Raw genomic sequence first — 19256 nt, forward strand, 5'->3', positions numbered from 1 at the left:
CCGGCGCCGTCGCGCCGGCGCGGACAATGCCCCCACCATGAACCTGCGCAAGATCGTCCCCCCCATCCTGGTGCTGTTGCTGCTGGTCGCCGGCTGGCGCTCGGCCGGCATGCAGGGCCTGCTGGTCGCCGTCGGCGGCGTGCTGATGTGGGGGCTGCTGCACTTCACCCGGCTGATGAACGTGATGCACAAGGCCGCCAAGCGGCCCATCGGGCATGTGGCCAGCGCCGTGATGCTCAACGCCAAGCTCAAGCCGGGGGTCAACCTGATGCACGTGGTGGCCATGACACGCGCGCTCGGCCAGCTGCTGTCGGCGCCGGGCGAGGACCCGGAGGTCTACCGCTGGACGGACGCCGGCGGCTCGCACGTCACCTGCGAGTTCCGCCAGGGGCGGCTGGCGCAGTGGCGGCTGGAACGGCCAGGGGCCGCGGGCGAACCGTAAAATCGCGGGTTTCGTGGCGTTTGGCCGCGTTTGTCTGTTCCGAGAGTCAAAGGATTCCCCATGAGCCCCGTTGTTGCTCCGCTGTCCGACCGTGACGGCAAGATCTGGATGGATGGCCAGATGGTGGACTGGCGCGACGCCAAGATCCACGTGCTGACCCACACGCTGCACTACGGCTGCGGCGCCTTCGAGGGCGTGCGGGCCTACGACACCGCGGCCGGCACGGCCATCTTCCGCCTGCAGGAGCACACCGACCGGCTGTTCAACAGCGCCAAGATCCTGCGCATGCAGATGCCGTTCTGCAAGGACGAGGTGAACGAGGCGCAGCGCGCCGTGGTGCGCGAGAACGGCCTCAAATCCTGCTACCTGCGCCCGCTGGTGTGGATCGGCTCGGAAAAGCTCGGCGTGTCCCCGAAGGGCAACCGCATCCACGTGATGGTCGCGGCCTGGGCTTGGGGCGCCTACCTGGGCGAGGAAGGCCTGCAGCGCGGCATCCGCGTCAAGACCAGCAGCTACACGCGCCACCACGTCAACATCACCATGACGCAGGCCAAGGCGGTGAGCAACTACAGCAACTCCATCCTGGCCAACATGGAGGCCACCGAGGACGGCTACGACGAGGCGCTGCTGCTGGATGCCTCGGGCTTCGTTTCCGAAGGCGCGGGCGAGAACATCTTCGTCGTCAAGGACGGGCGCATCTACACCCCCGACCTGTCGGCCGGCGCGCTCAACGGCATCACGCGCAACACGGTGTTCCACATCGCCGCTGACCTGGGCCTGGAGATCGTGCAAAAGCGCATCACGCGCGACGAGATCTACATCGCCGACGAAGCCTTCTTCACCGGCACCGCGGCCGAAGTCACGCCGATCCGCGAACTCGACCGGGTACAGATCGGCGAAGGCCGGCGCGGCCCGATCACCGAGAAGATCCAGAACGCCTTCTTCGACATCGTGAACGGGCGCAACCCGAAGTACGCCCACTGGCTGACCCAGGTCTGAGCCGGAAGGAAGACAACGCCATGACCCAACAAGCCGTCGTCGAACTGCTGGCCCGCGACCTGAACCGCCAGGGCGGGGTGTACTGCCCGAACCCGAAGGCGGGCATGCCGCTGTGGAGCGCGCACCCGCGCATCTTCCTGGACATGGCGCACACCGGCGAGGCCAAGTGCCCGTACTGCGGCACGGTCTATCGCCTGAAGGCGGGCGAGACCGTCCATGCGGGGCACTGACCCGGGCTGGTCCGCGCGCGCATGTCGTCGCCAGCGCTGCTGAACCCGGCAGTGCGTCACTCGCCACTGCCCGCGCCCCAGGGCGGCGCCTGGGCCGGGGCCACCGATGCCGCCGTCGGCCTGCTGCTGGCCGGCTCGCTGCTGCTGCCCTCGGGCTACTCCTGGGGCGCGGCGCTGCTGGTGCTGCTGGGCCTGCTGCGCCTGCCCGGCTGGTGGCGCGCAGGCCCGCCACTGCCCGCGCCGCTGCGCTGGTGGGCGGCGGCGGTGCTGCTGATGGCCCTGGGCTGGAGCATCCACCTGTTCGACCACGGCCAGCTGCAGTGGAAGACCTTGGGGCTGGACCGCGTCGTCAAATACCTGCTGGTGCTGGCCGCCGTGCTGGCGCTGGCGCTGCAGCCGCCGCGCTGGCGGGCCGTGGCCTGGGGCAGCGCGCTGGGCGGCGTGGGCGCCGGCGCCATCGCCGTGTGGCAGGTGGGCCTGCAGCAGCTCGAGCGCGCCGAGGGCCACACCAACGCCATCCAGTTCGGCAACCTGGCGCTGCTGCTGGGGCTGTGGTGCGTGGCGCTGGGGCTGGCCCTGTGGCGCCAGCGGCGCCTGGCGCTGCCCTGCGCGCTGGGCGCGGCGGGTGGCCTGCTGGCCAGCCTGCTGTCGGGCAGCCGGGGTGGCTGGATGGCGCTGCCGGTGCTGCTGGCGCTGACGCTGTGGTTCCTGCACCCCGGGCGCGGCAAGGCACCGGCATGGCGCCTGGGACTGCAGGCGCTGTGCGCGGTGGCGCTGCTGGGCGCCGCGCTGCTGGCCGTGCCCAGCGTGCGCGACCGCGTGCAATTGGGCGTGTACGAATGGGAGCATGCCGACGCGCAGGTGCTGAACACCGCGGTGGGGCTGCGCCGCGCGCTCTGGGTGTATGCCTGGGAGGAGGGGCAGACCGCTCCGCTGCTGGGTGTCGGGCAGCAGGCCTTCACCGAGCGCATGCCTGCCGCCGTCGCTGCCGCCCGGCTGCCCTCGCATGCCCTGCTGCTGAACCACGCGCACAACGAATGGCTGGACATGTTCGCCAAGCGTGGCCTGCTGGGCTGCCTGTGCCTGCTGGCGTTCTTCGCGGTGCCGGGTTACGGGTTCTGGCGCCTGCTGCGCCAGGCCGACCGGCAGATACGCGCGGCAGGTGCCGATGCTGCGGCCTGGGCACAGTCGCGCCTGGCGGCAGTGTGCGGCCTGGTGACGGTGCTGGGCTTCCTGGGCTTCGGCCTGACCCAGGTCATGTTCGCGCACAACAACGCCAACATCCTGTACCTGCTGGGGGTGACGCTGTGGCTGGCGCTGTCGGTGCACAGCCGGCCGGGTGCGCCACAGGTGGCGCTGCGGCCCGACGGGGCGCGCGCGGCTGATGCGGCGCAGGCGGACCGGCCGCTGCGCGTCATGCATTTCGTCTCCGGCGGGTTCTCCGGCGCCACGCAGGTGGCCATCGACCTGTGCGCGCCCCATCCGGGCCAGGAAAGCCTGCTGGTGCTGCGCCGCCGCGCCATGGACATCACCGAGCGGCTGCAGCGGCTGCAGGCACAAGGCATCGCGGTGCGCACGGTGTCGCGCTGGTCGCACTGGGTGACGCAGCGCGAGGTGGCGCGGCTATGCCGGCAGTGGCGACCCGACGTGTTCGTCGCGCACGGCTTCAGCGAGCACCTGTGGGGCCGCTACGGCGCACTGCAGGCCGGTGTGCCGCGCCTGCTGCACGTCGAGCACAACACGCGCGAGCGCTACACCGCGCGGCGCCTGCGCCAGTCGCTGGAACTGGCGGCGCGCACCGAGCGCATCGTCGGCGTGTCGCAGGCGGTGTGCGACGCGCTGGTGGCGCGCGGGCATCCTGCGGACAAATGCGTCGCCATCCTGAACGGCATTGACCTGCAGCGCTGGCAGGGCGGTCTGCCCTGGCACGAGCGCGAGGACGCCATCGTCATGTCCGCGCGCTTCGCCCAGCAAAAGGACCATTTCACGCTGATCCGCGCTGCCGCCGTGCTGCGCGACACGCACGGGCTGCGGCCCACCGTGTACCTGGCCGGCGAGGGCAAGTCCAGCTGGCGCCGGCGCGCGCAGGTGCTGGCGCAGGAGCTGGGGCTGCAGGAGCAGGTGCGCTTCCTGGGCCATGTGTCCGACCTGCCGGCGCTGTGCGGGCGGGTGAAGCTGGCGGTGCTGTCCACGCACTACGAGGGCCTGGGGCTGGGGCTGATCGAGGCCATGGCCTGCGGCTGCTGCGGCATCGGCACCGACGTGGAAGGCGTGCGCGAGATCCTGACCGATGGCGACACCGGCTACCTGGTGCCGCACCAGGACGCGGCCGCGCTGGCGGCGCGGCTGGCGCAGCTGCTGCAGCACCCGGAGCAGGCGCAGGCCGTGGCCGCGCGCGGCCAGGCGCACGTGCGCGCCACCTTCGACCGGCGGCGCATGACGCAGCAGTACCTGGACCTGCTGCGCGCGCCACCGATCCCATCCCCACCGTCCGCAATGCCATGAAACGCCGCAAGACCGTCTTCGAGCACTGGTTCTCCTGGAGCCGCCACCAGCGCCGCCAGGGCGCGGCCGAGGTGACGGCGCAACTGAAGCAGGCCGACCTGCGGGCGCTCAAGCAGCAGACCGTGGCCGGCGAGCAGCCGCAGTACGGCCATGGCGCCCAGCCCGACCTGCGCGAGCACCTGCAGCGCCTGGAGGGCGAGTTCGCCGGCCAGTCGCGGCTGCTGCTGCACCACGCCACGCTGATCGTGCTGATCCGCCGCGAGGCGCAGATCGGCCGGCACTACGCGCAGTTCCGCGCGCTGTGGGACGCCGAGCGCGACTTCCTGTGCCGGCACCTGAACCTGCGCTGGCTGGTGTCGGCCTGCGACACCTTCATCGACCACGACCGCGACCCGGTGCTGCGCGCGCTGATGCTGCAGGCGGTGCTGCTGGTCAACACCGTCAAGCTGTGCGAGACCGAGCGCTTCCTGCAGCACCCCGAGGGCGGCGCGCCCGCCGACCGGCCCGAGGCGCTGCAGGCGCTGCAGGGCGGGCGCGTGCCGCTGCTGGACGGCCTGTCGGCCTTCACCGTCGGCACCGACGACACGCTGCGCAACATGCGCTGGCGGCTGCAGTCGGTGTGCGCGCTGCACCCGCTGGGCGCGCTGGTGCTGGAGGTGTTCGACCGCCTGACGCGCGAGGACGCGGGCGACAACATTTATCTGCGCTTTCGCCGGCGGCACACGCGCGTGCGCACGCAGTGGTGGTGAGACGCGCCGGCGGCTGACGCGGCCGGGCGCGGGGTGCAGGAGGTTTTCAGGTCAAATCGCCCTGCAGCCCTTGGTAATCAAGGGCATGCAGCTATCGAAAGCGTAGTAATTGAGTGCCCGCGCCGCGCCCGCGCAACCGGTCGCCCTCGCCCCTTCGGGGAGAGGGAGGGGTGAGGGGCTGCCCCGCCGCCTGCCCGGCGACAGGCTTGCGTGCCCGCTCACGCCCCCTGCGCATCGCCCGCCACGCGCCCACAAGCAGCGCGCCATTCGCGCTCCAGCAGCGCCACCAGCTGCGCCGCCGGCAGCGCCCGCGCCAGCCCCACGCCCTGGCCGGCCCACAGCGACAGGTAGTCCGCCCGGCCCTGCGCCGCCGCCGCGCGCCGCAGCGGCGCCGTCAGCGCGTTCTGCACCGGGTAGGGCGGCAGCGTGTCCGCGTGCGCGTCCAGCTGCTCCATCATGGCGTTGACGATGCCGCGCGCCGGGCGGCCGGAATAGGCGCGGGTGATGCGCGTGTCGCTGCCCTCGGCCCGCGCCATGGCCGCGCGCTGGGCGGCGCCGATGGCCGACTCCGGGCAGGCCAGGAAGGCCGTGCCCAGCTGCGCCGCCTGCGCGCCCAGCGCCAGCGCGGCGGCGATGCCGCGCCCGTCCATGATGCCGCCGGCGGCGATCACGGGAACGTCCAACGCATCCACGCAGGCCGGCACCAGCGCCAGGGTGCCGATCTGGCTGCTGCTTCCCAGGTCCAGGAAGCTGCCGCGGTGCCCGCCGCCCTCCATGCCCGAGGCGCAGACCGCGTCGGCTCCGGCCTCGGCCCAGGCGCGCGCCTCGGCCACGGTGGTGGCGGTGCCGATGACCAGGCTGCCGGCCTCATGCTTCACGCGCTCCACCTGCGCCGCGCTCAGCAGCCCGAAGGTGAAGCTGGCCACGGCCGGGCGCGCGGCGATCAGCGCCTGCAGCTGCGCGTCGAAATCCTCGCACCATTGCGCGGGCGGCTCGGGCATGGCTAGGGCCAACTCGGCGTACAGCGGCGCCAGGCGGTCGATGGCGGCGCGCACCGTGGCCGGGTCGGGCGACGGCGTCTGCAGCACGAACAGGTTCATGCCGAAGGGCCGGCGGGTGGCGGCGCGCACGGCGGCGGCGGCCTCGCGCATGGCCTGCGGCGAGCGCATGCCGCAGCCCAGCATGCCCAGGCCGCCGGCCTCGGACACGGCAGCCGCCAGCTGCGGCGTGTCCGAGCCGGTCATGGGCCCCTGGACGATGGGCAGGTCGAGGGACAGGCGTTGCAGCAGGCGGGGGACAGTGGCCATGGCGGGCTCCGGGAGGGTTCAGGAAAGGGAGAGTTCGGGTGCGTCCGGCCGCAGCGCCTGCAGCAGCGCGGACAGCGCCGGGGTGTCGTGGCCGGCGCGGTGCACCAGCAGGGTCGGGCAGGTGCCCAGCTCCAGCCAATGCAGCGGCGGCGGCGCGCGCAGCAGCTCTAGCACCGCGCGCGGCAGCACGCCGGCGCAGCGCCCGGCGGCCACGCAGGCCAGGATGGTGCTGTAGGAGGCCAGCTCCAGCACGCGCGGCGCGCGGCCCAGGGCCTGCGCCATCCAGGCCTCGCCGATGCGCCGGTAGGTGCAGCCGTGGGCGAAGGCGGCCAGCGTGTCCACCTGCAGGTCGGCCGGCGCGTGCACCGGCGGGTGGCTGGCGGGCAGCGCCAGCAGCAGCTGCTCCTGCCACACCGGCACGCGCGCCAGGGCGGTGGCGGCGTCGTCGTCCAGGCCGGGCGGTGGCCAAGCAACCAGCGCGCAGTCCAGCCGGTGCGCCAGCACGTCCTCGACCAGTACGCGCGAGGCGCCGGTGCGCAACTCCAGCGCCAGCGCGGGCCAGCGTGCGTGCAGCTGCGCCAGCGGCGCGGGCAGGCGCGCGGCGGCGGTGCTCTCCATAGCGCCCAGGCGCAGGCGGCCGCTGGGCTCGGGCGAGCACACCGCCTGGCGCGCCTCCTCGGCCAGCGCCAGCAGGCGCTCGGCGTGGCGCGCCAGGCGCTGGCCGGCGTCGGTCAGCACCATGCCCCGGCCTTCGCGCACGAACAGCCGGCAGCCCAGCGATTCCTCCAGCTGCTGCACGCGCGTGGTCACGTTGGACTGCGCGCGCCCCAGGCGCTCGGCGGCGCGCGTGACGCTGCCCTCGCGCGCCACGGCCAGGAAAATGTCCAGGGCTATCAGGTCCACTGCTGCAATCTTTTCATGAGATGATTTCAGTCTAAACCATCTTCAAAACGTATGTCTTCCCCTTTTCAGGAGATCTCCGGTCCGGGCGCGCGACCGGCCATGGTGGCGCTGGCCGGCATGCTGGCGCTGGCCGTGGCCATGGGCGTGGGGCGGTTCGCCTTCACGCCGCTGCTGCCGATGATGCTGGCCGACGGCGTGGTCACGCTGGCCGGCGGCAGCTGGCTGGCCACGGCCAACTACATCGGCTACCTGCTGGGCGCGCTGGCCTGCACGGCGCTGCCCTGGGTGGCGCGCGGCTGGTACGCGCGCTGGCATCCGGCGCGGCTGGCGCGCGCCGGACTCATCGCCACGGTGCTGCTGACGGCGGCCATGGCGCTGCCGCTGCCCGGCGCCTGGCCAGCGTTGCGCTTCGCTGCCGGCGTGGCCAGTGCCTTCGTGCTGCTGAACATCGCCGCCTGGTGCATGGTGCGCCTGGCGGTGCTGGGCCGGCCGGCGCTGGGGGCGCTGATCTTCTGCGGGCCGGGCGTGGGCATCGCGCTGACCGGCTTCCTGACTAGCGCCATGGTCGCGGCACACTGGCGCGCGGCGTCCGGCTGGGCGGCGTTCAGCGTGCTGGCGCTGCTGCTGTGCGCGCTGGTCTGGCCGGTGGTGCACGGGCGTGCGGCCACGGCCGGCGCGCATGCACCCGGCGCCGCCGCGGCGCGGCCGGCGGCCAGCGTCGCGGCCCGCGCGCTGCATGCGCTGGCCTATGGCCTGTCGGGACTGGGCTACATCGTCACCGCCACCTTCCTGCCGGTGATCGCGCGCGGCGCGCTGCCGGCCGGCTCGCCGTGGCCGGACCTGTTCTGGCCGATCTTCGGCGTGGCGGTGGCGGTCGGGGCGGCCGGCAGCGCGCGAGCGCCGGCGCACTGGGACCGCCGCTGGCTGCTGCTGGCCTGCTATGTGCTGCAGGCGCTGGGCATCGCGGTCGGCCTGTGGTGGCCGACGCCACCGGGCTTCGCCCTGGGCAGCGTGTTGCTGGGGCTGCCGTTCACCGCCATCACCTTCTTTGGCCTGCAGGAGGCGCGCCGCCTGTGGCCGGCCTCGGCCGACAGTTTCGCCAGCCTGGTCACCGCCGTGTATGGCGTCGGGCAGATCGCCGGCCCGCCCCTGGCGGCGGCACTGGTGGCCGGCAGCGGCGAGGCGCTGGGCTTCGCGCGTGCGCTGACCCTGGCAGCGGCGGCGCTGGGGCTGGGGGTGGGGCTGTACGCGCTGTCGGCCTGGTGCTGGCCGGTTGGGCAGCGGCGCTGAGCTGCAGTGCCGGTGCGCAAAGAGCGGCACTGGCCATAGTGAAACTGGAATCGTGGACAGGCTCTCAAGCCTGACCTTCCAGCCGGCCGGTCCAGTCGATGGTCTGTCCGTTAAAGAAGGTCTGCGCAATGCGCTTTGAGATGTGCTGATGCTGGTCGGCCCAGCCAACTGGCCGCGTCAGCTTCGTCGAAGTCCGGCGTCGGGCTGTTTTCGGCCCATTTGCCGGCCCTTTGGCCGTTTGCAGGCGCACTCATGCCTGCGCCCCCGTCAAAGTTCGCCGCGCCATCCACAGGTTGGACAGTGCAAGCAGCAGTGTGCAACTACGCGGTGTTCTTGGCCAGGCCCCGGTAGCGCACCTTCACGTGGCCCCATTGCCTTTTGATCACCCGAAACGGATGCTCGACCTTGGCCCGGATGCTGGCTTTGAGGCGTTCGAGTTGGTCGGTCAGGTCATCGACGAGTTTGGTCTTGTCCAGCGCACGGCGCTTGCCGGGGCGCATCGCGATGTTCCAGCGCACGCCGGCTTTGGCATCTGGGCGCTTGTCCGCACCCTGGTAGCCCGCATCACCCCAGGCCTCGGCTTCCTCGTCATGCAGCAGTGTGTTGGCCTCGACCACGTCGACCACGTCGCCCACGTTGCCGGCCGTGCCGCGCACGGTGTGCACCAGGCCCGAGTCCGCGTCCACGCCAATGTGGGCCTTCATGCCGAGGTACCACTGCTGGTCTTTCTTGCTCTGCTTCATCTGCGGGTCGCGCTCGCCCGAGGCGTTCTTGGTCGAGCTGGGCGCGGCGATCAGGGTGGCGTCCACCGCGGTTCCTGCACGCAGCATCAAGCCCTTGGCGCCCAGCAACTCGTTGACCAGCGCCAGGATCTGCGGGGCCAACTTGTGTTCTTCCAGCAGACGGCGAAAGCGCAGGATCGTGGTTTCGTCAGGCACCGGCGTGTCCCAGTTCAGACCCGCGAACTCGCGGAACAAGGGCACGTCGTGCAGCGACTCCTCCATGGCTGGATCGCTCAGCGTGAACCACTGCTGCATGAAGTGAATGCGCAGCATCGTCTCCACGGCAAACGGCGGGCGTCCGCGTTTGCCTTCGGGCGCATACGGCGCGATCAAGCCCACCAGGGCTGCCCACGGCACCACGCGCTCCATCTCTGTCAGGAACTCGCGTTTGCGCGTGCGCTTGATCGTCAGGTTCAGGCCCAGGTCGGCTTGTTTCGTGGCGTCGATTGTCCGTGCACTCCCGCGTCCATCAGCACATCGCGGCGCGATTTACGCAGACCTTCCCAAGGTCCACATGGCAGTGGACACCTTGGGCTACCTGCTGGCGTTGCATGTCACGCCGGCCGACGAGCAGGAGCGAGCGCAAGTGAAAACGCTGTGCGAAGCGGTGCAGCAAGCCACAGGCCATACGGTAGAGGCGGCCTGGGCAAATCAAGGCTACACGGGAGGGCGGGCGCATCAAGCGGCCCGAGACATCGGCATCGACTTGCAGATCGTGAAGTTGCCCGAAGCGAAAAAGGGCTTCGTGCTGCTGCCGCGGCGCTGAGTGGTATAGAGAAGCTTCGGCTGGCTGGCCAAGTTTCGCCGCCTCCCGCGAGACTATGAGCGCCTGCCTGACGTTTTGAGCGGCCTGTATTTCCTGGTCTTCGCCGTACTAATGTTCTCAGCATCCGCTTGGGTGCTGGTTGCAACGGGAAGTGCATAACGCGCTCTAAGACCCATTGCAATTTACCCGCTCTCTCCCGCACTGCGAAATTTCACCTTGCTTCCTTTGACAACAATAGAGCCAGGTGTTGGCATTATACGATATGGACATCCATAGCCGGAGAAATCAGCATCATCTGGCCCGTCAATTGATATTTCCTCGGGAATCAAGCCAGCTTTTTCAACTACTTCTGAATAATTGATATCGCATTCGGATTTCGGAAAAGGTACTTTTATGCTTTCTGTGCTATTTTTTTCACTCGCTACTAATTCGTATTTGACCGGTATGAAAATTTGCTCTCCGAAATTTATTTTTTTTCTCCAAGGGATTTTCGGAGAGAAATCTTCCAATTCCTTTTTTATGATGGCTGACTCTGTCTTGGCAAGCTCAAGTTTAGACTTGATTTTTTGAGCATCATAAACGGCGCTACCCGGTCGGGGATCATGTGTGTTAAATATGGAAGAATCTGCATTAATTATCGGGGAGAATTTTATATTTGCCTCTGTTCCTGGATTTTTATCAAGTGCATCTAATGCGGAAGAGAAGGTGCTTATTGCTCTATCGTAATACCTATCAACTTTCTTAAGGGCTAAGTTGTATATTTGTGGGCAATTTAACCCATGTAGATTATGGGCAGAAGGTCCTTCCCCTGCAATAGCAATACTATTTAAGCACCAACGCTGAGAGAATGGTGACCACTTCAGCATTCGGTCAATTGAATTGGGGTCCTTTCTGTCATAATCGAGATCGATCGTTAGCCAAACAATTCCGATAATTATTATTAATAAAAAATTTCTACGATAATTTATCATATTAAGTCCGCTATGATTTTGAAAATTCGCTTTTTATAAATATTCTTATCGGGGTTGTGTATTGAAATAAAGAGCGATTTGATTCTGTCGATTTCCTGCTGCGCGCTTTAATTACTCTAATTTGCTGTGTTTATTTACTTTTAAGCAATTCTGCAAATTGACGGTAGGAGTCGGTGCTTGCGAGAAGCCACAGTTCTGCAATTCACCAGTTGCGAGCCCGCATAGTCACCGATTCTGAGTAATGACAAGTAGGGCCTTCCAAAGCAAGGCTTGATATCACACAAGTTTCTCTTTGTATCACAAAACAACTGCAAGATACGCAGTGTGAAGATGGCTCCGCAACTTTGCTCCAGCCAGTATCCTGTACTTGACCGTTCCAGTTACAAAGGCCCAGCATGAACCCCCCCGACCCCAGCCCTGGCCAAATCTTCACCGGCCCCTTCTTCGAAAACTTCCTCGTTCTCACCCGCTGGCAAACCTTGGTCTGGGCAGCCCTGCTCCTGCTGGCCTTCTGGCTGCTGGTGCGCCTGAAAAAAGCCGGCAAGAGTTTCTCCCTGCGCATGATGATCGCCCTCGGCCTGGGCCTGGCGCTCGGTCTGTCGCTGCAGCTTCTGGAGGGCATGCCGCAAAACCCCAGCGCCGCGCTGCGCGAAACGGCCACCTGGTACGGCCTGTTCGGGCGCGGCTTCGTGGCGTTGATCCGCATGCTGGTCATTCCGCTGGTGTTCGTTTCCATCGTCAAGGTGGTGCTCGACCATTCGGGCGACGAATACCTGTCGAAGGTGGCGGTGCGCGGCATCTTCTGGTTGCTGGCGACCACGGCCGTCGCGGCGCTGGTGGGCATGGCGCTGGCCCATGTGTTCGGGCTGGGGCAGGGCACGCTGTACCAGGCGGGCAAAGCGGCGCTGCGCGAGCAGACCAGCTTGGTCAACATCCTGGTGAACCAGATCCCGGCCAACATCGTCTCGGCCATGAACGGCAACAACGTGGTCGGACTGGTGATCTTCTCGGCGCTGCTGGGCGTGGGCGCGCAGCGCGCGGCGGCGCGCCTGCCCGGGCCGGTGGCGGCGTTTCGCGGCTTCATCGACGGGCTGCACACGGTGGTCATGGCCGTGACGACCATGGTCATCCGGCTGCTGCCCTACGGCGTGACGGCGCTGATGGGCGGCACCCTGATGAGCAACGGCATCCCGGCGATCCTGGACGTGTCGGGCTTCATCGTGGCGGTCTACGTGGCGGCGCTGGTCATGGTGGCGGTGCACCTGCTGCTGGTGGCGGCCAACGGCCTGTCGCCGCTGACCTACCTCGCCAAGGCGCGCGAGACGCTGGTCATGGCGTTTTCCAGCCGCTCGTCGCTGGGCACGCTGCCGCTGACCATCGCCACGCTGACCGAGCGCATGGGCGTATCGGCCGGCTCGGCCAACCTGGTGGGGTCACTGGGCGCCACCATGGGCATGAACGGCTGCGCGGGCTTCTTCCCGGCCATGCTGGTGGTGATGGTCGGGCACATGGTGGGGCTGGAGCTGAACCTGCAGTTCTACCTGATGACGCTGATCGTGGTCATCGTCGGCTCCATCGGCGTGGCCGGCATCCCGGGCACGGCCACCATCGCTGCGACCATCGCGCTGTCGGGCATGGGGCTGGGCGAGCATTTCGCGCTGATCGGCATGGTGCTGGCCATCGACCCGATCATCGACATGGCGCGCACGCTGACCAACGTCTCGGGCGCCATGACCTCGGCGCTGATCACCGACAAGCAGGTCGGCAGCTTCGACCGGCAGGTGTATGCCGACCCACGGGCGCGCGTCAGCGCGTCGGGGCTGGAGCTGGAGGGGCTGTAGGCGACACGAGCGCCGGATGCGCAGCCAGCGGCCGGTGCGGACGCGCAGGGCCTGAGGGTGCGCGGCGGTGGCAGTGCCCAGGCCAGGGCGGTCAGCCGTCCAGCCGCGCGCGCCAGTCCTCGACCTGGCCGCTGTCCAGCCGGCGCTGGAACAGCCGCTGCCAGTTGGGCGGCAGCGGCAGGGCCAGCAGCTGGTGCATGAGCGCCGGGGTGCAGTCGCCCTGGGCGATCGCCCGCATGATGCGCGCCAGCGGCCAGTCCGGGTGCGGGCGCGCCAGCAGGTGCACGCGGTCACCGGCGCGCACCGCGCCGGCTTCCAGCACGCGCAGGTACCAGCCGGTGCGCAGGCTGGACTGCACGCGCAGCGCCATGTCCGGCACGCCGAAGCGGTCGCTCAGCTTCCAGCACGGCTGGCGGCCCTGGCTAACCTCCAGCCGTGCGCCGCCCACCTGCCACTGGTCGCCCAGGCAGACGCCGGCCTCGTCGATGCCTTGCAGGCTGAAGTTCTCGCCAAACGCGCCGGGCCGCTCCAGCAGCGCCAGCGCCTGCGGGTGGCCGGCCAGCTCGGCGCGCCAGGGCGCGTATTGCTCCCAGGCATAGCAGTGCACGGCCTTGAACGGCCCGCCGTGCACGCGCGGGTCGCCCTGCTCGTCGCCCGCCAGGCCCTCGGCGCCCACGGCCACCGGCGCGTCGCAGGGCTGCTTGTCGATGGCGCTGGCGCTGCCCGGGCGGGTGTAGGGCCGGGCGCGGCCGGTGAGCACGGCGCGCAGCACGCCGATGGCCGGCGCCGCGCGGTCGGCTGGAACAGGAATGCGGGTCATACCCGCGATGATGCCGCAGCCTGCGGCCCGCCTGCCACGGGGCCGGGTGCGCTGCCCTGCACCGGCAGGCGCAGCACGAAGCACGCGCCCGGCCGGCCGTCGGGGCGCGCCTGGCAGGCCACGCTGCCGCCGTGGCGCTCCGCGATGGTGCGCACCAGCGCCAGCCCCAGGCCGACGCCGCCCGAGCGTTCGCTGGCGCCGGGCAGGCGGTAGAACGGCTCGAAGATGCGCTCGCGCTGCGCCTCGGGCACGCCCGGCCCGTGGTCGCACACACGCAGCACGCATTGGGCGCCCTGGCGCGCCAGCGCCAGGGTGATCTCGCCCTGGCTGTAGCGGCGCGCGTTCTCCAGCAAGTTGCGCAGCGCGCGGCGCAGCAGCTTGGGGTCGCCGCGCAGCTGCAGCGCGCCGGCATCATCCTGTGGCGCGGCGATGAGTTCGGCATCGACGCGCGCGCATTCCTCGGCGGCCAGGCCGACCAGGTCCACCTCTTCGGCGGCGAAGACGCTCTCGGCGCCGGCGTCCAGCCGGCTGGCCAACAGGATCTCGTCGACCAGCTGGTCGAGCTCGGCGATGTTGCGCTCGATCTCGGCGCGCGCGGCCGGTGGCGGCGCGTGACCCTGGCCCTGCATCAGCTCCAGCCCCATGCGCAGGCGGGTGAGCGGCGAGCGCAACTCGTGCGAGGCGTTGGCCAGCAGCGCCTTGTGCGACTGCACCAGCGTCTGGATGCGCGCGGCGGCGGCGTTGAACTGGTGCGCCAGGCGCGCCACCTCGTCGTGGCCCTGCTCGGGCACGCGCACCGACAGGTCGCCCTCGCCGAAGCGCTGCACGCTGCGCTCGAGCTGCTCCAGGCGCTGCAGCAGCCGGCGGATGATGGGAAACACCCCGACGGTCACGGCGATGCCCACCAGCGCCAGCATCCACACGAAGCCGTAGGGCGGGGTGAGCCAGAAGGCAGCGCCGTGGCGCCCTGGCCCGGAGCTGCGCGGGCGCGGGCGGCGCTCCATGTGCAGCTCATAGTCTTGGCCGTCGCTGCCCTGCACGTTCAACACGAACTTGTCCTCCGGCTGCTCGCCCGGCACGCGCGTGGCTTGGCCCTGCAGCAGCACGCGGCCGTCCGGCGTCTGCAGCTGCAGCGCGCGCGGCGGCGCATTCAGCGTGCGCGCCTGCTCGGCATGCTCGGCGGCCACGCGCCAGGCATAGCCGACCACCAGGGCGAACACCGCCACGCCGCCGACCACCGCCAGCCACAGGCGCAGGTACAGCCGACGCGAGAACGAACTCAGGATCGACATGGCCTGCCCGCTCCATCCAGGGCACAACGCGCACCACTGGCGCACCGCCTGCCAGGCCGCCGTGCAAGGGCCGCCCCGCCGCACCGGCGGCGTCCTCCTGCCCGCATTGCATGGCAATGCGAGAGCGGGGGGAAGGGCGCGCAGCGCCACAGGGGGGTGTTCACTCTCAGTCCTGCTGGCGCGCGAAGACGTAGCCCACGCCGCGCACGGTGAGGATGCGCCGAGGGTTCTTGGCGTCGGCCTCGATGGCGGCGCGGATGCGGCCCATGTGCACGTCGATGCTGCGGTCGAAGGCCTCCAGTTCGCGTCCACGCACGGCTTCCATGATCTGCTCGCGCGTCAGCACCCGGCCGGCACGCTCGGCCATGGCCACCAGCAGGTCGAACTGGTAGGAGGTCAGGTCGGCCGGCTGGCCGGCCACGGTCACGGTGCGCGCGTCGCGGTCGATCTCCAGCTGGCCGAAGCGCAGCACGTTGGCTGCCGGCACGCTGCCGGCCTCGCGCCGGCGCAGCAGGGCGCGGATGCGCGCCAGCAGCTCGCGCGGCTCGAACGGCTTGGGCAGGTAGTCGTCGGCGCCGATCTCTAGGCCGATCACGCGGTCCATCGGGTCGCCCTTGGCGGTCAGCATCAGCACCGGCACGCGCGCCGCGGCGCCGGGCAGGGCGCGGATGCGCCGGCACACCTCCAGGCCGTCGATGCCGGGCAGCATCAGGTCCAGCACCACCAGCTCGGGCGTGGGCCCGCCCTCGGGGTGCTGCAAGAGCGCCAGGCCGGTCTCGCCGTCGCCCACGTGCTGCACCTGCAGGCCGGATTGGGTCAGGTACTCGATGACCATCTGCGCCAGGCGCCGGTCGTCCTCGATCATCAAAAGCTGCGAACTCATGGTGCGGGCCATCCTGCGGCGGGGCTGTCTCGCCCCGGTGTCGTGGGTGTAAAGCAGCGGTAAAGCTGCTGCATTGCTATTCCACTGATAGCTGCGTGCCCTTGCATATCAAGGGTTGGGGGCGGTTTTGGCATATTTTGCCGCCAGCACCACCAGCAGCAGCACCGGCACGCCCAGCGCCGCCGTGCCGGTGAAGAACGCGGCGTAGCCGTGCGCGTCCACGAACTGCCCGGAAAACCCCGCCAGCCATTTCGGCAGCAGCAGCATCATCGAGCTGAACAGCGCGTACTGCGTGGCCGTGTACTGCACGTTGGTCAGCCCGGACAGGTAGGCGATGAACGCCGCCGAGGCGATGCCGCCGGCCAGGTTGTCGGCCGAGACCACGAACACCAGCGCGCCCACGTCGTGCCCGTGCCCGGCCAGCCAGGCGAACAGCAGGTTGCTGGCTGCCGACAAGAGTGCGCCCAGCAGCAGCACGCGCATCACGCCCCAGCGCAGCGCCAGCGCGCCGCCCAGGAAGGTGCCGGCCAGCGTCATCAGCACGCCGTAGACCTTGGTCACCGCCGCCACCTCGTCCTTGGTGAAGCCCAGATCGACGTAGAACGGGTTGGCCATGATGCCCATGACCACGTCGCTGATGCGGTAGACGGCGATCAGCGCCAGGATCAGCGCCGCCTGCCAGCGCCAGCGGCCGATGAACTCGGCAAAGGGTGCCACCAGCGCGCCGTGCAGCCACGCGCGCAGACCCTGGAAGGGCGGCAGCGGGCGCAGCGCCGGCTCGGGCGCGGCCAGCGTGGTGGCCATGCCGATCAGCATCGACACGGCCATCGCCAGGTAGGCCACGCGCCAGGCGCCGGCCTGGTAGCCGGTGGCACCGGCGACCTCGGCGCGCGCGGCCAGCCACAGCACGCCGGCGCCGGCCCAGATCATCGCCAGCCGGTAGCCGGTCTGGTAGGTGGCGGCCAGCGCCGCCTGGCGCTCGGTACCGGCGGACTCGATGCGCAGCGCGTCCAGCGCGATGTCCTGCGTGGCCGAGCCGAACGCCACCACCAGCGCGCAGCCCACCAGCGCCAGCAGCTGGGTGCGCGGGTCGGCCAGCGCCATGCCGACCAGCCCGGCGGCCACCAGCAGCTGCGCCGCCAGCAGCCAGCCGCGGCGCCGGCCCAGCGTGCGCGTCAGCAGCGGCAGCGGCAGCCGGTCCACCAGCGGCGCCCAGGCCCACTTGAAGGCGTAGGCCAGGCCGACCCAGGACAGGTAGCCGATGGTGGTGCGGTCGATGCCCGCCTCGCGCAGCCGGAACGACAGTGTGCCCAGCACCAGCAGCAGCGGCAGCCCGGCGGAAAAGCCCAGCGTCAGCATGCGCAGGCTGGCCGGCTCCAGGTACACGCGCCAAGTCTGCAGCCAGGACGAGCGGGGCGCGGCGGAGGGCGGGGCGGCGGGCGGCAGGGCGGGCATGAAGGGCGGCAGGTCGGGCGGGCAGGAAACGGCGCCGCGGCGCGGCAGGCGGCAGCCCGGCAGCAAGGGCGCCGGGCCGTGGCGGGGCATTATCCGCAGTGCCCGCATCGGGCGCATCGGCCGGCACCGGCCCGCGCAGATGCGTCTGCATGCCGCGCCCTGCGCTGCCCCATCGACCGCTAGCATGCGGCCCATGTTCGCCGATGTCACGCCCCTGTGCCCCACCGCCTCGGTGCGCCGCTATGGCGGCGAGCACCAGGCGCACGCGCACGACCATGCCCAACTGCTGTTCGCGCTGCAGGGGCGCATGGAGCTGGAAGTCGCCGGGCGCAGCGCCTTCGTCGACAGCAGCTGCGGCCTGGCGGTGCCGGCCGGCGCGGTGCACGCCTTCCTGGCGCGGCCGGACACGCGCCTTTTCGTCATCGACGCGCCGCCCGGCGCCGGGCTGCAGCGTGTGCGCCGCTTCGCCGTGCCGCCGGCGGCACAGGCGCTGGCGCGCAGCCTGGGCGCGGCGCCGCAGCCGGCGGGCGCGCCAGTGCGCGCCGCCGACGCCTGCCTGGCCTTGCTGCTGGGTGCGCCGCGCGTGCTGGCGCGCCGGCCGCTGGACGTGGCGCTGCTGCAGGCCGCCGTCGGGCGCACGCTGCGCGAACCCTGGCCGACGGCGCGCATGGCGCGTCTGTACCACCTGAGCGCGGCGCGCTTTCATGCGCGCTGGCTGGAGCTGACCGGCGCCACGCCGCAGGACTGGCTGCGCGCGCGCCGCCTGGACGCCGCTGCGCAGCTGCTGGCGCGTGGCCGGCCGCTGGCGCAGGCGGCACTGGCCACCGGCTACGCCAGCGCCAGCGCCCTGGCGGCGGCGCTGCGGCGCGAGCGCGGCGTGGGCGCCCGGGCGCTGCGCGCGGCGCAATTGCAAAAATTGCGGCTAAATAGCGCCTGAGCCCTTTGTTTCAAAGGGCCTGCAGCTACTTTTTGAATAGCAGGAATCCAGGCCACCACACACGTTGCGCGACATTTGCGCGCGCCGGACCGCGGCAGGATGCCGGCCATGCAACACCATCACACAGCCCCTGGCGCGTCGCCGCTGACCGGCATCGCCCTGGTCAGCCTGGCGGCGCTGCTGTGGGGCACGACCGGCACCGCGCAGCAGCTGGGCGCGGGCGGGCTGTCGCCGTTCTGGGTCGGCGCCGCGCAGCTGGCCGTGGCCAGCGGTTTTTTCTGCTGCGCGCAGGCATTGGCGCGCTGGCGCCGCCGGCGCGCGGCGGGCGCGCCTGGGGCGCAGGCGGCGGCACAGCCCGCCCCAGGCAATGCGCCACGGCCGCGCGTGCCGCTGTCCTGGCTGGCGCTGGCCTCGGCCGGCATCGGCGGCTACAGCATCGCCTTCTATGCCGGCGTGCGCCTGGCCGGGGTGGGGGTGGGCACGGCGGTGGCCATCGGCAGCAGCCCGGTCTGGGCCGGGCTGATCCAGGCGCTGGTGCAGCGCGCCGCGCCGCCGCTGCTGTGGTGGCTGGGCGTGGCGGTCAGCGTGGCCGGCGGCGGGCTGATGGCGCTGGCGCGCGGCGCGGCGCAGGTGGCGCCGTCATGGGCCGGCCTGGGGCTGTGTCTGCTGGCTGGGCTGGCCTATGCCAGCTATGCGTTGGTGAACAAGCGGCTGGTGGCGCGCGCGCCCGCCGGCTGGGTGAACCTGCGGGTGTTCAGCGGCGCGGCGCTGCTGGCGCTGCCGGTGGCGGCGCTGCTGGCCGGGACGCCGCGTTTCGGTCCGGCGTCGCTGGCCCTGGTGCTGTACCTGGGTGTGGTGGTGTCGGGGCTGGCCTATGTGGCGTTCTCCGGCGCGCTGCGGCACATCCAGGGCGCGACGGCGGTGACGCTGAGCCTGATCGAGCCGGCCGCCGCCTTCGCGCTGGCGCTGCTGGTGCTGGGCGAGCGCCCGCCGGCGCCCGCCTTCTGGGGCCTGGCCGGGCTGCTGGCGGGGCTGGGGCTGGTGATCTGGGCCGAGCTGCGCGGCGCGCGCTGAGCGCAGCCAG

The 19256-nt window shown here is 70.3% G+C and carries 17 protein-coding genes and 1 pseudogene; 10 read left to right on the plus strand and 8 right to left on the minus strand.

Features of this window, described 5'->3' with window-relative positions:
• The first annotated feature begins 37 nt into the window (after nt 1–37).
• Genes BLQ61_RS05195 through BLQ61_RS05215 form a run of 5 tightly spaced genes read left to right on the plus strand, consistent with a single transcriptional unit; the run spans nt 38 to nt 4925 of the window.
• Nucleotides 38–442 (plus strand): glycerate kinase, encoded by a 405-nt coding sequence (locus BLQ61_RS05195; protein ID WP_091567368.1) that lies wholly within the window; start codon nt 38–40, stop codon nt 440–442.
• A 60-nt stretch (nt 443–502) separates the two neighbouring features.
• Nucleotides 503–1441, plus strand: a complete 939-nt coding sequence (locus BLQ61_RS05200; RefSeq protein WP_091567370.1) for a branched-chain amino acid transaminase — start codon at nt 503–505, stop codon at nt 1439–1441.
• 20 nt (nt 1442–1461) lie between these two features.
• Nucleotides 1462–1671, plus strand: a complete 210-nt coding sequence (locus BLQ61_RS05205; RefSeq protein WP_091567371.1) for a zinc-finger domain-containing protein — start codon at nt 1462–1464, stop codon at nt 1669–1671.
• A 21-nt stretch (nt 1672–1692) separates the two neighbouring features.
• On the plus strand, nt 1693–4176 hold the full coding sequence (locus BLQ61_RS05210) for a glycosyltransferase (protein ID WP_091567373.1): 2484 nt from the start codon (nt 1693–1695) through the stop codon (nt 4174–4176).
• Nucleotides 4173–4925, plus strand: coding sequence for a hypothetical protein (locus BLQ61_RS05215; RefSeq protein ID WP_091567375.1), 753 nt, complete (start codon nt 4173–4175; stop codon nt 4923–4925). Before BLQ61_RS05210 ends, BLQ61_RS05215 begins: the two co-directional genes overlap by 4 nt.
• 218 nt (nt 4926–5143) lie before the next feature.
• Here the strand turns inward: BLQ61_RS05215 and BLQ61_RS05220 are convergent, their stop codons facing one another.
• Nucleotides 5144–6232: an NAD(P)H-dependent flavin oxidoreductase gene (locus tag BLQ61_RS05220; RefSeq protein ID WP_091567377.1), complete on the minus strand. Its 1089-nt coding sequence runs from the start codon at nt 6230–6232 to the stop codon at nt 5144–5146.
• An 18-nt stretch (nt 6233–6250) separates the two neighbouring features.
• Nucleotides 6251–7135: a LysR family transcriptional regulator gene (locus BLQ61_RS05225; RefSeq protein ID WP_091567379.1), complete on the minus strand. Its 885-nt coding sequence runs from the start codon at nt 7133–7135 to the stop codon at nt 6251–6253.
• A gap of 51 nt (nt 7136–7186) precedes the next feature.
• On the opposite strand from BLQ61_RS05225, the gene BLQ61_RS05230 reads away from it, so the two are divergent.
• Nucleotides 7187–8425: a YbfB/YjiJ family MFS transporter gene (locus BLQ61_RS05230; RefSeq protein WP_091567381.1), complete on the plus strand. Its 1239-nt coding sequence runs from the start codon at nt 7187–7189 to the stop codon at nt 8423–8425.
• A gap of 250 nt (nt 8426–8675) precedes the next feature.
• Here BLQ61_RS05230 and BLQ61_RS05235 read toward each other — a convergent pair.
• A protein-coding gene (locus tag BLQ61_RS05235; protein ID WP_425415608.1) for an IS5 family transposase occupies nt 8676–9654 on the minus strand; the annotation gives its coding sequence in 2 pieces (ribosomal slippage) (nt 8676–8747 and nt 8749–9654; 978 coding nt in all).
• Between the two features lie 58 nt (nt 9655–9712).
• Here BLQ61_RS05235 and BLQ61_RS05240 point away from each other — a divergent pair.
• Nucleotides 9713–10132, plus strand: a pseudogene (locus BLQ61_RS05240) (transposase); the annotation flags it as partial.
• 23 nt (nt 10133–10155) lie between these two features.
• On the opposite strand, the gene BLQ61_RS17180 reads toward BLQ61_RS05240, so the two are convergent.
• The gene (locus BLQ61_RS17180; RefSeq protein ID WP_139182714.1) at nt 10156–10839 is read right to left on the minus strand and encodes a hypothetical protein; all 684 of its coding nucleotides are present in this window, start codon (nt 10837–10839) and stop codon (nt 10156–10158) included.
• Between the two features lie 500 nt (nt 10840–11339).
• Between BLQ61_RS17180 and BLQ61_RS05245 the strand changes: the two genes are divergently transcribed.
• Nucleotides 11340–12785 carry a cation:dicarboxylate symporter family transporter gene (locus BLQ61_RS05245; protein WP_091567382.1) on the plus strand — a complete coding sequence of 482 codons (1446 nt, stop codon included), beginning with the start codon at nt 11340–11342 and terminating at the stop codon, nt 12783–12785.
• Between the two features lie 91 nt (nt 12786–12876).
• On the opposite strand, the gene BLQ61_RS05250 is transcribed toward BLQ61_RS05245, so the two are convergent.
• The 4 genes from BLQ61_RS05250 to BLQ61_RS05265 all read right to left on the minus strand — a co-directional run bounded on the left by BLQ61_RS05250 (nt 12877) and on the right by BLQ61_RS05265 (nt 17235).
• On the minus strand, nt 12877–13605 hold the full coding sequence (locus BLQ61_RS05250) for an MOSC domain-containing protein (RefSeq protein WP_091567384.1): 729 nt from the start codon (nt 13603–13605) through the stop codon (nt 12877–12879).
• On the minus strand, nt 13602–14897 hold the full coding sequence (locus tag BLQ61_RS05255; protein ID WP_091567386.1) for an ATP-binding protein: 1296 nt from the start codon (nt 14895–14897) through the stop codon (nt 13602–13604). Before BLQ61_RS05255 ends, BLQ61_RS05250 begins: the two co-directional genes overlap by 4 nt.
• A 166-nt stretch (nt 14898–15063) precedes the next feature.
• A complete protein-coding gene (locus tag BLQ61_RS05260; protein ID WP_091567553.1) occupies nt 15064–15780 on the minus strand; it encodes a response regulator in 717 nt (238 codons plus the stop codon).
• 108 nt (nt 15781–15888) lie between these two features.
• The gene (locus BLQ61_RS05265; protein WP_091567556.1) at nt 15889–17235 is read right to left on the minus strand and encodes an AmpG family muropeptide MFS transporter; all 1347 of its coding nucleotides are present in this window, start codon (nt 17233–17235) and stop codon (nt 15889–15891) included.
• Between the two features lie 193 nt (nt 17236–17428).
• Here BLQ61_RS05265 and BLQ61_RS05270 point away from each other — a divergent pair, with 193 nt between their 5' ends.
• Both BLQ61_RS05270 and BLQ61_RS05275 read left to right on the plus strand, forming a co-directional pair.
• Nucleotides 17429–18172, plus strand: coding sequence for a helix-turn-helix domain-containing protein (locus BLQ61_RS05270; RefSeq protein WP_091567387.1), 744 nt, complete (start codon nt 17429–17431; stop codon nt 18170–18172).
• 108 nt (nt 18173–18280) lie between these two features.
• Entirely contained in the window at nt 18281–19246 is a 966-nt protein-coding gene (locus tag BLQ61_RS05275) for a DMT family transporter (protein WP_091567559.1), read from the plus strand.
• Nucleotides 19247–19256: the final 10 nt, after the last annotated feature.

Origin of the sequence: Oryzisolibacter propanilivorax (genome assembly GCF_900103645.1) — a bacterium.
Classification (GTDB): Bacteria; Pseudomonadota; Gammaproteobacteria; order Burkholderiales; family Burkholderiaceae_C; genus Melaminivora; species Melaminivora propanilivorax.

What these genes read in the sequence shown, in the direction of transcription:
- BLQ61_RS05195 (WP_091567368.1), top strand. Translation starts at nt 38, where the DNA reads ATGAACCTGCGCAAGATCGTCCCCCCCATCCTGGTGCTGTTGCTGCTG.
- BLQ61_RS05200 (WP_091567370.1), top strand. Translation starts at nt 503, where the DNA reads ATGAGCCCCGTTGTTGCTCCGCTGTCCGACCGTGACGGCAAGATCTGG.
- BLQ61_RS05205 (WP_091567371.1), top strand. Translation starts at nt 1,462, where the DNA reads ATGACCCAACAAGCCGTCGTCGAACTGCTGGCCCGCGACCTGAACCGC.
- BLQ61_RS05210 (WP_091567373.1), top strand. Translation starts at nt 1,693, where the DNA reads ATGTCGTCGCCAGCGCTGCTGAACCCGGCAGTGCGTCACTCGCCACTG.
- BLQ61_RS05215 (WP_091567375.1), top strand. Translation starts at nt 4,173, where the DNA reads ATGAAACGCCGCAAGACCGTCTTCGAGCACTGGTTCTCCTGGAGCCGC.
- BLQ61_RS05220 (WP_091567377.1), bottom strand. Translation starts at nt 6,232, where the DNA reads ATGGCCACTGTCCCCCGCCTGCTGCAACGCCTGTCCCTCGACCTGCCC.
- BLQ61_RS05230 (WP_091567381.1), top strand. Translation starts at nt 7,187, where the DNA reads ATGTCTTCCCCTTTTCAGGAGATCTCCGGTCCGGGCGCGCGACCGGCC.
- BLQ61_RS17180 (WP_139182714.1), bottom strand. Translation starts at nt 10,839, where the DNA reads ATGCTGAAGTGGTCACCATTCTCTCAGCGTTGGTGCTTAAATAGTATT.
- BLQ61_RS05245 (WP_091567382.1), top strand. Translation starts at nt 11,340, where the DNA reads ATGAACCCCCCCGACCCCAGCCCTGGCCAAATCTTCACCGGCCCCTTC.
- BLQ61_RS05250 (WP_091567384.1), bottom strand. Translation starts at nt 13,605, where the DNA reads ATGACCCGCATTCCTGTTCCAGCCGACCGCGCGGCGCCGGCCATCGGC.
- BLQ61_RS05255 (WP_091567386.1), bottom strand. Translation starts at nt 14,897, where the DNA reads ATGTCGATCCTGAGTTCGTTCTCGCGTCGGCTGTACCTGCGCCTGTGG.
- BLQ61_RS05260 (WP_091567553.1), bottom strand. Translation starts at nt 15,780, where the DNA reads ATGAGTTCGCAGCTTTTGATGATCGAGGACGACCGGCGCCTGGCGCAG.
- BLQ61_RS05265 (WP_091567556.1), bottom strand. Translation starts at nt 17,235, where the DNA reads ATGCCCGCCCTGCCGCCCGCCGCCCCGCCCTCCGCCGCGCCCCGCTCG.
- BLQ61_RS05270 (WP_091567387.1), top strand. Translation starts at nt 17,429, where the DNA reads ATGTTCGCCGATGTCACGCCCCTGTGCCCCACCGCCTCGGTGCGCCGC.
- BLQ61_RS05275 (WP_091567559.1), top strand. Translation starts at nt 18,281, where the DNA reads ATGCAACACCATCACACAGCCCCTGGCGCGTCGCCGCTGACCGGCATC.